We start from the raw sequence: 11341 nt of genomic DNA on the forward strand, positions 1-11341 counted from the left end.
CTTGATATTTTAGAATATCGAGCCTCGAACCTCGAACCTCGAACCTCGAACCTTGGAGATGCATGGACGCCATCAAAACCGACAACCTGACCAAGCGCTTCGATGCCCTCCCTGCCGTGGATGGTCTGACTCTCACTGTGGCCAAAGGAGAACTGTTCGGCCTGGTCGGCTCGGACGGGGCGGGGAAAACCACCACCATGCGTATGCTTGCCGGGATCATGGAACCGACCTCCGGGGATGCCTGGGTAATGGGGCGGCATGCGGCGCGGGAAGCGGAGTCCATCAAGGAGGAGATCGGCTACATGAGCCAGCGTTTCGGACTCTATCCCGACCTGACGGTGCTGGAAAACATCCATTTTTACGCCGACATCTACGGCCTGCCGCAGAAGGGGCGGGAAGCGAAGGTTGACCGCCTCCTCGCCTTCAGCAACCTCACCCCATTCAAAAAACGCCGGGCAGGGAACCTGTCGGGAGGGATGAAGCAGAAACTGGGGCTTGCCTGCGCCCTCGTTCATACGCCGCAGGTGCTCTTCCTCGACGAGCCGACCAACGGCGTGGACCCGGTCTCCCGTCGCGATTTCTGGCGCATCCTCTATCAACTGCTCAAGGAAGGGGTGACCATCATCGTGACCACCGCCTATCTGGACGAGGCGGACCGTTGCAACCGGGTGGGGCTCATTCACAAGGGGAAATTACTTGCCTGCGATGCGCCGCAGGAGCTGAAGAAGCTCATGCCGGGCGCAATTCTCGAAATCAGGAGCGGCGATGCCCGTCGTAGCTTGCGTTTGCTGCGTGAGAGGCTTGCCGGTGTCTCCGTGGGCCTCTTCGGCGACCGGTTGCACCTTGTGACCGGCGACCCGGACGGTGTGCTGGCATTGGTGCCGGACATCATGCGTCAGGACGGGATTGATCTCTTCGACATCCGCCGGATCGAGCCAAGCCTGGAGGATGTGTTCGTTTCCGTCTTGTCGGGAGGGAAGGAGTGATGGGCTCGGGCAACAATGACTTCGCCGTCTCCCTTCGCGACCTGGAGAAGCGCTTCGGCGACTTCATCGCCGTCAACAAGGTCAGTCTGGACGTGCGGAAAGGGGAGATATTCGGTTTCCTGGGTCCCAACGGCGCGGGGAAATCCACCACCATCCGCATGCTCTGCGGCATTCTGCTTCCCACTGCCGGGGCCGGGACTGTTGCCGGTTTCGATATCGTCCACCAGCCTGAGGAGATCAAGAAAAACATCGGCTACATGAGCCAGCGCTTTTCCCTCTACGAAGACCTCACCGTCGAGGAGAACATCGATTTTTACAGCGGCATCTACAAGATACCGGCAGAGAAGAAAAGGTTGCGCAAGGATTGGGTGATCGGGATGGCCGGGCTGGAAGAGCATCGCAGTTCCCTGACCTCCACCCTTTCCGGCGGTTGGAAGCAGCGGCTGGCCCTTGGCTGCGCCATCCTTCACGAGCCGCCGATCATTTTTCTCGACGAGCCGACATCCGGGGTCGATCCGATCAGCCGCCGCAATTTCTGGGACCTGATCTACAGAATGGCGGGGGAGGGGGTCACGGTTTTCGTGACCACCCACTACATGGACGAAGCGGAATATTGCGACCGCCTCGGGCTCATCTATCGCGGTGAACTGATCGCCTTGGGGACGCCGACCGAGCTGAAAACCCGCTTCATGGCGGAAGAGGTCGTCGAGGTGGCCTGTGATTGCGCCCAGGAGATGATGGATGATATCGAGGCTTTGCCGGGGGTGAAGCATGCAGCCATGTTCGGCAAGGGGTTGCACGTGGTCACGGAAGACGCAGTGCGGGCGATTTCTGCAATGGCGACGCTGTTGGCCGAGAGGGGGGTATCCGTAGAACGGCTGGAAAAAATCACCCCCTCGCTGGAAGACGTTTTCGTTTCGCTCATCGAGGCCCGCGACCGGCAGGAAGCGCCGCAACGGGAGTTCAGCAGATAATGTTGGAATCTGCCACTGTAGATAAATAGAATCGGTAAAAATCCTAAAATCTCTGAACCGCAAAGGACCCAAAGGGCCTAAAGCGCGAAGAACGCAAAGAACACCAATCAGAAAATCTTTTTTATGATTCTAAATCGAAATAAAGAAGCTTTTTTGATTTTCTTGGCGTCCTTTGCGTTTTAGGCCCTTTGAGTCCTTTGCGGTGAAAAGGTTTTGTCTTTCCACCATGTCTTTGACGTGGCAAAGAGGGTATATGAAGATTCAGCGCATAAGAGCCATTGCCAAAAAGGAGTTTCTCCATGTCTTCCGCGACTGGCGGAGTCTCGGCATGGGGATCGCCATTCCGATGGTGATGCTGTTCCTCTTCGGTTATGCCCTCACCCTCGATGTGGATCGGGTGCCGCTGGTCGTTTGGGACCAGAGCAACACCCCGGCGAGCCGCGAGCTGTTGAGCGGGTTCACCGGCTCCCGCTACTTTGCCCTTCAGCGCCACGCCACCAGCTACCGGGAGATCGAACATGCCATCGATAACCGTTCCGCGCTCATCGCCCTTATCATCCCCCACGACTTCGCCCGCGTCATCGAAGCAGGGCGGACGGCGCCGGTGCAGGCCATCCTCGACGGGAGCGATCCCAATACCGCCACCATTGCCCTCGGTTATGCCGAGGCGGTGACCGGCGGCTACTCCCGCTCGGTTGCTCTGGAGCAGATCGGACGGATGGGGATGACGCCACCCCGGACCATGATCGACGTGCGGCCACGGGTCTGGTTCAACGCCGACATGACTTCGCGGGACTATATCTTCCCCGGCCTGATCGCCATCATCATGATGGTCATCGCGGCGCTCCTCACCTCCCTGACCGTTGCACGGGAGTGGGAAACGGGCACCATGGAGCAGCTCATCGCCACCCCCCTCACGGGGCCGGAGCTGATCATCGGCAAGCTCGCCCCGTACTTCGCCATCGGCATCCTCGACCTGGTCCTCTGCGTGATCGTCGGCCAGCTCTGCTTCAATATCCCGCTACGCGGCAGCCTCTTGCTCCTTTTTGCCATGTCGCTCATCTTCCTCGTCGGTGCGCTGGGGCTCGGGATACTGATCAGCATTGTCGCCAAGAGCCAGCTTGTCGCCTCCCAGGTCGCACTGGTGGTGACCATGCTGCCGGCGTTTCTCCTCTCCGGCTTCATCTTTCCCATTGCCAACATGCCGCTGCCGATTCAATGGGTGACGTACATCATCACGGCCCGTTACTTCGTGGCAATACTGCGCGGCATTTACCTGAAGGACGTGGGGCTCGACATCCTGGCCGGCGAGGCGGGGTTTCTGGCCGGTTTCAGCGTGGTGGTGCTGACCCTGGCGATCAGAAAATTCAGGAAGAGGATCGAATGAATTTCAATAAAAGGTTTGCCACAAGACACAGAGAACACCTTAAGCCAATAGAACGCAGAAACGGCGGAAAAAGAGGAAGAAGCGGATTTGTAAAACAACAAATAATGGTTTTTTATCCGCAGTGATCCTCAGTTTCCGGTTTTTCTGCGTTCCATCAGGTTTTTGAATTTGGTTCTGCCTTTCTCTGTGCCTGTGGCAGAAGGGCCTTTTCATTGAATAGAGGTTGTAATGTTAGAACGCCTGAGGACCATGCTCGTCAAGGAATTCATCCAGGTATTTCGCGACCCGCGGATGCGTTTCCTCCTCTTCCTCGTTCCGGCTGTGCAGACCGTGATCTTCGGCTATGCGGTCAACACCGACGTGCGGCACGTGGCAACGGCGGTCTATGACCTGGACAACAGCCGGGAGAGCAGGGAGCTCGTCGCCCGCTTCGTCCGGTCGGGCTATTTCGACGTTACGGAGTACGTAAGCAGTGACCGGCGGGTGCGGGAACTGGTGGACCGTGGGAATGTGAAGGCTGTGCTCCGGATGAACAGCGGGTTTGCACGGACTCTTGCTGCGGAAAGGTCTGCGCCGGTGCAATTGGTCCTCGACGGCACCGATTCCAATACCGCTGCCATCGTTCTCAGCCATGCGGGGCGGATAGCCGCCCGTTATACAGAGGACCTCCAGGCGGAGCAGGTGGCCGGAATGATTGGCCGGCAGCCGCGTCTCGGCGGGGTGCGGCTCGAGAGCCGTGCCTGGTTCAACGACAACCTGGAGAGCCGCAACTTCTACGTGCCGGCGGTGATCACCAACATCGTCTTCATCATCACCATGCTCCTTTCGAGCATGGCGGTGGTGCGGGAGAAGGAGATCGGCACCATGGAGCAGATCATCGTTACCCCGATCACGAAGAGCGAGTTCATTCTCGGCAAGACGATCCCCTTTGTCCTGATCGGCTTCATCGACGTGGGACTTATTTCCGCTGTGGCCGCCTTCTGGTTCCAGGTCCCGATGCGGGGGAGCATCCCGCTCCTGTTCGGCGCCACGGCATTATTCCTCATGAGCTCCCTCGGCATCGGCCTGCTCATCTCGACGGTGAGCCGCACCCAGCAGCAGGCGATGATGAGCGCCTTCTTCGTCATCTTTCCAGCCATGCTCCTGTCCGGTTTTGCCTTTCCCATCGAAAACATGCCGCCGGCGGTCCAGTGGCTCACCTACCTGAATCCGATCCGTTATTTCCTCGTCATCATCCGTGGGATTTTTCTCAAAGGGGTTGGTGTTGATATCCTTTGGCCGCAATTATCGGCCCTTGCCATTCTTGGAAGCATTATCCTCTTCTTTGCCGTGCAGCGTTTCCACAAGACCTTAAGCTAACCGTCACGCCTGTCAACGCACTCTCCATGTCATCTTTTTCCGTTCGTAACGGAATATGTCCGCTTCAAAATAGATAGCGCTGTTAAATCAAAATGTTAGCATTGATTTTGTTTGTTCGTGTTGTTTGCGAATAATTTGCAGTATGCTACAATGGTTTAATAAAAATAGCCTAATGTTTTGTGACGGAGAAAACCTATGCCGCGGCTAAGTCCAAGAATCATTGCTACCGTTCCTGCAACGCTCGACACGCCATCTTCAAAAATCGAGATGGTAATTACCGACCTCGGCCTGAACGGCGCTTATCTCAGGGCGCACTCTCCCTTCCCCGGCAAGAAACTGGGCGTGGATACCCCGGTTTTGCTGCAATATAACCTCTTCGGGAAAGGACTTTTTGAGCATCGTGGAAATATAATAAGGAAGGATAACGCCGGTTATGCCGTGAATTTTCCCGGGCTCGATTTTGCCACAAAACGCAAGCTTTGGGAGTTTATCGTCGACAATCTGTCCGATGTGCACGAGTGCCCATTTTGCGGCGAGAGTTACATCACGATGCCGACCACATGCAAAAGATGCGGCTGGGAACTCAATTTCAACCCTCCGGAGTATTTCAACTACTATGAAAAGAACTGCACGATCAAGAAATTGCATGAAAGACTGTCCGGCCTGGATATAGAGCAGTTACAGAAAATCGTCAATTTTATCGACATCGATATTGCAAAGGTTATGGGGAGTGAGGAAATTCAGGAATTTGTCGGCACAGGCAACGCCATGCTGGAAGTGTTCGCCAATATCAGGAAGGTGGCTCCTACCGACCTCACCGTCTTGGTCCTGGGAGAAAGCGGCACCGGCAAGGAACTGACAGCCCAGGCAATTCACGATCGGAGTACTCGCAAGGACAAACCCTTCGTAGCGATAAACTGTGCTGCAATTCCGGACAATCTCCTCGAAGCGGAACTTTTCGGCTATGAAAAGGGGGCGTTTACCGGGGCGCACATCAGCAAAAAGGGGAAATTTGAATTTGCGGACAACGGGACCATTTTCCTGGATGAGATCGGCGATATGCCTCCCAATCTCCAGGCGAAACTGTTGCGGTTTCTCCAGGACAAGATTGTGGAGAGGATCGGCACCGTCGGCGGGAAGAAGGTCAATGTGCGGCTTATTGCCGCCACCAACCGTGATCTTGATGCCGCGATTGCCGAGGGGAAGTTCCGAAGTGACCTTTATTACAGGTTGGATGAGTTTACCATTAATCTTCCCCCGGTCCGGGAACGGGGGGAAGATACGGTAATCCTTGCCAAGTACTTCCTGAACAAGTTTTCCAGGGAAGTCGGCTTGACGAAGACCTTTACCAAAGATGCTGCCGACGCTATCCGCAATTACGACTGGCCGGGGAATGTCAGGGAGATAATCAACAAGGTGAGAAGGGCGATAGTTATGGCCGGCGGCAAAACCGTCACTCCCGTGGATTTGCTTCTGGACGTGGCAAAGATGGATGTTGGAGCGGAAAATAATCAGCTGAGCGATGCGTTGGCCCAAATTGAAAGGGCGAAGATCAAAGAAGTTCTCAAAGGCTGCAGCCATAACCTTTCCAATGCTGCCAGGATGCTGGGGATAAGCCGTCCCACCCTGTACCGTCGCATGAAGATTTATGGCATCGATTAGGCGTCATGGGAAGAGTGAACTGTATCAGACTTTTACAGTCACTCTTCCCTGAAAATTACAATAACCCATTGAAAACACAAAGTAACCTCCCTGTTCCCTCCCAATTCGACCGGCTGTAAATTACACTTTTTTAACAATTTTTACAAAATATTTGCCGCATCGTCGGGCTAATGATGGGTAAAAAAAATAAATTTCAACAATATCGCTATGTTACGAATGGTTGCGGTAAGTGGCACAGCAATTGCCTTATAAGGGTAGAGCATGGCATTGTGCCTTGCCAAAATCTTTGTAAGGAGGAATTGTTATGAAAACGAGAGAAAAGAGAATAATTGTTTCATTGGCCCTTGCCCTTGCTTTAGGACTCGGAACTCAAGCCTTCGCGCTGGATGAGGTCGAGGTAACTGGTAACGATCTTGTCGGCGCAGTGGACGGGGGGACCTCCGCCAATGACGATGCCACCGCCGTCGGGCAGAATTCACTGAACGATAATACTGTCATCGGAGAAATTGAGGTAGACAAGTCGACCGAGACTGCCACCCAGAACGGCAGCGAGAACGAGGCGGAAGATGGGAGCGCGGCGGCCAACAACAGCTCTATTGCTGTCGGCGAGATTGAATTGGACAAGTCGACCAATGACAGCAACAACAACAACTCCAACCAGGACAACAGCTTAGGTAAAACGCAGGTTGCAGTGGAAGTGGAAGACAGTTTCAACGACAGTTCCGACAACTCCAACCAGGACAATATCACAGATTCATTTAACGACAAGGCCGAAGCTGAAGGTGACGGCATATCGCTGGTCGATTCCGAAGAAGTGATCGTTACCAAAGATTCCTTCAACGGCAATATAGGTGAGGTTGAGGGCGGAAGCGTTGCAGCGACGAATGGTGGGACCGCTACCATGACCGACAGCTACAACGAAGACGAGAGCATCAATGCAACAGCCGACAGAGGTGGCATTGCGGTCAATTCTGACGAGGAAGTCGAAATAGAAGTCGCCGAAGATTCTTTCAACAACAAAGCGGAAGAGGGGAGCGTAGCGATTTACGGCGATAATGAAGACGATATCGAAATCGCATCCCACAACACCATCAACAGCGACAATGAAACCACTACAGTCACGGTGGGTAATGTAGTCATCGAAGTTGCTTCAAGCGTTCTGGCTGGTGAGGTTACCGCCAACACGTTAGTCGCTACTCCTACTCTCGACTTAATTACCGGCGAAAACGAAATAGACGGCGCCTCTGTGAACACGGCCGGTATCTCGGTGATATCGCAGAACAGCGGTATTCAGTCCCAGGTGCAGCAGGCTGTAACGGTTCAGTATAACCAATAGTCAGCTGTCAGTATTTGCCCGGTGGCGCGCAATAAGGCCGTCACCGGGAGCATTTTTAACCGAAGCCTGAAAATCCTGGAGCAACACATAATAACAGGAGGCAGGGAAATGCGAAGATCAACTAAATCTCTGATTGCCGCACTGGTTTTTTCCGGCAGCGCTTTTCTGGCGCAGGGTTCTTCGGCAAATGAGATCGATCTGGCTTCGGCCGGGCAGATGGATGCATTAAACGAGTCCGGATTGGGGCAAGCGGTATCTAACGAGAACCTGGGAACGCTAACCGGTCGCGAGGATGTGAATATCAACCAATTGGACATGCAGATAAGCACCTCGGACCAGAAAGCCCAAGCGAACGGTAACAGCCTTAGTAACTATGGCACAATCGCCAACGGCGCCAACACCCTCGGCGGGAATGCCTTTTCTCAATCCACCGGGATAGTTACCGTGATTCAGAACTCGGGCAATCAGGTCCTCATTCAGAACGATATGATCCTGAATTTAACGGTAAAATAAGATGGATGCCATGAAATGGTTTCTGATAAAACTTAGTAAACTTCTTGTTTTTTCAGCTTTTCTGTCAGCGACGTCGCCGGCTCAGGCGGGTACCGTAATTGTGCCCGGTGTGTCCGGCGGCGGTTTTATGGTTAAGGTGACGAGCTTGAAGGAAGCGCGCTTCCGTTCCACGATTCTCCAGCAATACGATTTCAGTTGCGGCTCCGCGGCGCTGGCCACCCTGTTGACCTACCACTATGAGGACAAAGTCAGTGAACAGGATGTATTCAAGTTCATGTTCGACACGGGAGACCAGGAGAAGATTCGCAAAAACGGCTTTTCGCTGCTTGATATGAAGAATTACCTTGAGGCCAACGGCTACAGGGCTGCCGGCTACCAAATTACCCTTGACAAGCTGGCGGAGATTGGCGTGCCTGCCATTGTTCTGATCAACATCAAGGGCTATAAGCATTTTGTGGTGGTCAAGGGGATTTCGGCGAAAATGGTGTTGTTGTCAGACCCGGCTGCGGGTGCCAGAACCATTCCGCGTGCCGAGTTCGAGTCTATGTGGAATGGGCTCATATTTATAATATTAAACAAAAAGAACGTAGCAAAAAACCACTTCAACCGCGACCAGGAATGGCACGTCAAAGAAAAGGCTCCTTTGGGATTGGCTTTAAATGCCAGAGAGCTGGCCAATGTGACCTTGATGCTGCCGGGGGTATTACGATGAAAACAGCAATGAATAAACATGTGTTGAGAGCCGTCCTGTTAATGGCAACAGTTATGGCGGCAAGTCATTCGGCTTATGCGGATTCAGTTGCATGCGGCGATTGCAGTTTCGTCACGGACCTGGAGCTGGAAAATATTCGCGGGGGATTTGTTTCCGGCGACGGGCTGGAGATTACCTTCGGCATCGAAAAGACAGTTTTTGTCAACGGCGTGCTGCAGGCAATCAACACCTTGAATATGCAGAAGTGGGGCTCAGAGCAGAGTCAGACTTTGTCTGACCAGGTTCTTTCCAATATGGCGATCTTGCGTCAGAACGGCGACAACAACAGTATTGTGCCGAATTTAGTCGCCAACTCGCAAGGAGGGTTTTTTACGTATATCCAGAACAGCGTGGATAACACGGTCATTAAAAACGTAACCCAGATCAATGCCACCGTAAATGCCCTCAATATGTTCCGCGATATGAACCTGAAGTCAATGATGAATCAACAGTTGCTCAATGCGATGAAGTAATCGTAACGACAGTAGGCGGGTAAAAAAATCCGTCAGTTCCCAAAACAGGGATCTGACGGATTTTTTTGTGAAGTTCGACAGGCTCATGATCTATTTGCCGCCCAGCAGGAAACTGGTCGGTATCCGCACCGTCAATTGCACATTGGGGGAGGTTGGCGTAAGCCCCGCCCCGAGAGAAAAGTTGATGGCTGTTTTGTCGGTCAGCTTGTAAGAACAGCCAAGCAGGAGGCTACCTACCTGGGTGATGGTCGAACCGGCTATTTCATGTCCGTTCTGTTTCGCTTTGCCGAGGATGATATGGTCGTAGCCGATGCTGAAAGAGGCTTTTTCGTTGAGCGCTACGCCGATACCGAAGTTGAAGCCGATGGTGTCGCCCGGGTCCAGTTTACCCTGACCGGAGATTTCGCGATCCATATTCCACATATAGCTAAGCGTGCCGAAAAAGACTGCCGGATCTGAGGCCCAAATTGCGGTTATGCCGGGCTGGATGGCCCAGAAGCCCGATCCGGTGGGGAGTTCGGTCTGCAACGGCACCCCTGACGGACTTGTGACAGTAGAGTCGGTAGAGACTTCAAACGGGTTTTTGCCGGTAATGGACTTGGCGCGCAGGCTGGCAATGAAAAAAGGCCCATTGCCGCCTGGTTGATTAAGCTGGAATCGAGGGCCGAATTCCACATCGCCGATGTTGTTCCCCTCGGCGTTGAAAACGGTTGGTGGGATCGTTTTGCCACTCGGATCTTTTGTCGGTTCAAACGATGTGGAATCTGCACGGTATACGTACGGGACCCTGACCTCGAATTCCAGACGGTTGGTGATGCCGTAGCGTGCTGCGAGAGAGGCTACATAGGTGTTGCTGTTGACATTCCTGACATCGATGAGTCCGATGGTAAACGAAGGAATGATGGTGTAGCCGCTCAAGGCCACCCGGTTGGATGACGAGTTCACAAACTGGAAAGACGGTTCCAGTACAAGCGTTCCCTTTGGCGTCAATACTCCCGGCTGTTCGAAGATCGTGGCGATGTCAGGTGGCTTGCCTTCCTTGGGTTTCTCCGGCGGCTGGCCGACCGATTGGGGAGGGGGCGGTTCTTTCTTTGGATCGGATTTCTGTTGTGTCGGCGAGCTTTCATTCGGATCGGTCTTGTTCTGGTCAGACTTGTTCTGGCTCAGAGTATGAGTTTCTTCGGCACTGTGAGTTTTGTTCGTGCCGGGAGCAGAAGTTTCTTCACCGAAGGCCGGCGCGCTTGCCAACAACGCACATGCCAGGCAGACGCAGGCGACAATCTTCGATCGATGTGAAGTCATGTTCCCCCCTTGACGGCATAACACATTAGCTGCATTCAATGACTGTAACAAATTTATCCAATTGCATCCCATTGTCAATGGATACCGGCGCTTGACATGAATAAATATGTATTTATTATATACGTCTAATAAGTGGTAGCCCAATAGTTATTCTTTGATCCGGTTTTGTCTCTCAAATTTGTTATTCGATGGGGGGAATGAAATGGATATGAATCGATTCCGTGAAAAAAAGCTGTTTTGGTTAATCGTATGCTATGGGCTAATTTCCCTGATTTTTAGCGTCAATTGCTTCGCCGACGAGGCTGACGTCGGCTTTAACAGTTACCCCGAGCTCCCGGATTTGTCCTCTGACAGAGCAGTGCCGGACCTTTTCACCGGTACGATGAACTATGCGATCCCGATTAAGGCGCCGCCGGGCCGTAATGGGATGAGCCCTAACATAGCTCTAACCTACCGGAGCAGTAACGGCAACGGCCCGATCGGCATGGGGTGGGAAATTGAGATGGGTGCAATTCAGCGCTCCACGCGCGGCGGTGTCGACTAAACAGTCGTCTATTTCAAGCGGATGGCCGGATCAGACTTGGACCGGTCCGACCAT

General features: G+C 53.4%; 11 protein-coding genes. 10 read left to right on the forward strand and 1 reads right to left on the reverse strand.

Annotated features, from left to right (window positions below; genetic code table 11):
- Positions 1–62 precede the first annotated feature (62 nt).
- The 9 genes from GURA_RS05860 to GURA_RS05900 all read left to right on the forward strand — a co-directional run bounded on the left by GURA_RS05860 (position 63) and on the right by GURA_RS05900 (position 9441).
- Positions 63–986 carry an ABC transporter ATP-binding protein gene (locus GURA_RS05860; RefSeq protein ID WP_011938074.1) on the forward strand — a complete coding sequence of 308 codons (924 nt, stop codon included), beginning with the start codon at positions 63–65 and terminating at the stop codon, positions 984–986.
- The gene (locus GURA_RS05865; protein ID WP_011938075.1) at positions 986–1960 is read left to right on the forward strand and encodes an ABC transporter ATP-binding protein; all 975 of its coding nucleotides are present in this window, start codon (positions 986–988) and stop codon (positions 1958–1960) included. Before GURA_RS05860 ends, GURA_RS05865 begins: the two co-directional genes overlap by 1 nt.
- Before the next feature lie 253 nt (positions 1961–2213).
- Positions 2214–3347 carry an ABC transporter permease gene (locus GURA_RS05870; protein ID WP_011938076.1) on the forward strand — a complete coding sequence of 378 codons (1134 nt, stop codon included), beginning with the start codon at positions 2214–2216 and terminating at the stop codon, positions 3345–3347.
- Between the two features lie 228 nt (positions 3348–3575).
- Entirely contained in the window at positions 3576–4706 is a 1131-nt protein-coding gene (locus GURA_RS05875) for an ABC transporter permease (protein WP_011938077.1), read from the forward strand.
- A 195-nt stretch (positions 4707–4901) separates the two neighbouring features.
- Positions 4902–6368, forward strand: coding sequence for a sigma 54-interacting transcriptional regulator (locus GURA_RS05880; protein ID WP_011938078.1), 1467 nt, complete (start codon positions 4902–4904; stop codon positions 6366–6368).
- Positions 6369–6672: 304 nt separating this feature from the next.
- Positions 6673–7704, forward strand: a complete 1032-nt coding sequence (locus GURA_RS05885; protein WP_011938079.1) for a hypothetical protein — start codon at positions 6673–6675, stop codon at positions 7702–7704.
- A gap of 108 nt (positions 7705–7812) precedes the next feature.
- Positions 7813–8217 carry a hypothetical protein gene (locus tag GURA_RS05890; RefSeq protein WP_011938080.1) on the forward strand — a complete coding sequence of 135 codons (405 nt, stop codon included), beginning with the start codon at positions 7813–7815 and terminating at the stop codon, positions 8215–8217.
- A gap of 10 nt (positions 8218–8227) precedes the next feature.
- Positions 8228–8929 carry a C39 family peptidase gene (locus GURA_RS05895; protein ID WP_041245786.1) on the forward strand — a complete coding sequence of 234 codons (702 nt, stop codon included), beginning with the start codon at positions 8228–8230 and terminating at the stop codon, positions 8927–8929.
- Positions 8926–9441, forward strand: coding sequence for a hypothetical protein (locus tag GURA_RS05900; protein ID WP_011938082.1), 516 nt, complete (start codon positions 8926–8928; stop codon positions 9439–9441). The genes GURA_RS05895 and GURA_RS05900 overlap by 4 nt, the downstream gene beginning before the upstream one ends.
- 90 nt (positions 9442–9531) lie before the next feature.
- Here the strand turns inward: GURA_RS05900 and GURA_RS05905 are convergent, their stop codons facing one another.
- Positions 9532–10743 (reverse strand): transporter, encoded by a 1212-nt coding sequence (locus GURA_RS05905; RefSeq protein ID WP_011938083.1) that lies wholly within the window; start codon positions 10741–10743, stop codon positions 9532–9534.
- A gap of 202 nt (positions 10744–10945) precedes the next feature.
- Between GURA_RS05905 and GURA_RS05910 the strand changes: the two genes are divergently transcribed.
- On the forward strand, positions 10946–11287 hold the full coding sequence (locus tag GURA_RS05910; protein WP_041245297.1) for a SpvB/TcaC N-terminal domain-containing protein: 342 nt from the start codon (positions 10946–10948) through the stop codon (positions 11285–11287).
- Positions 11288–11341: the final 54 nt, after the last annotated feature.

The organism is Geotalea uraniireducens Rf4 (genome assembly GCF_000016745.1).
Classification (GTDB): Bacteria; Desulfobacterota; Desulfuromonadia; order Geobacterales; family Geobacteraceae; genus Geotalea; species Geotalea uraniireducens.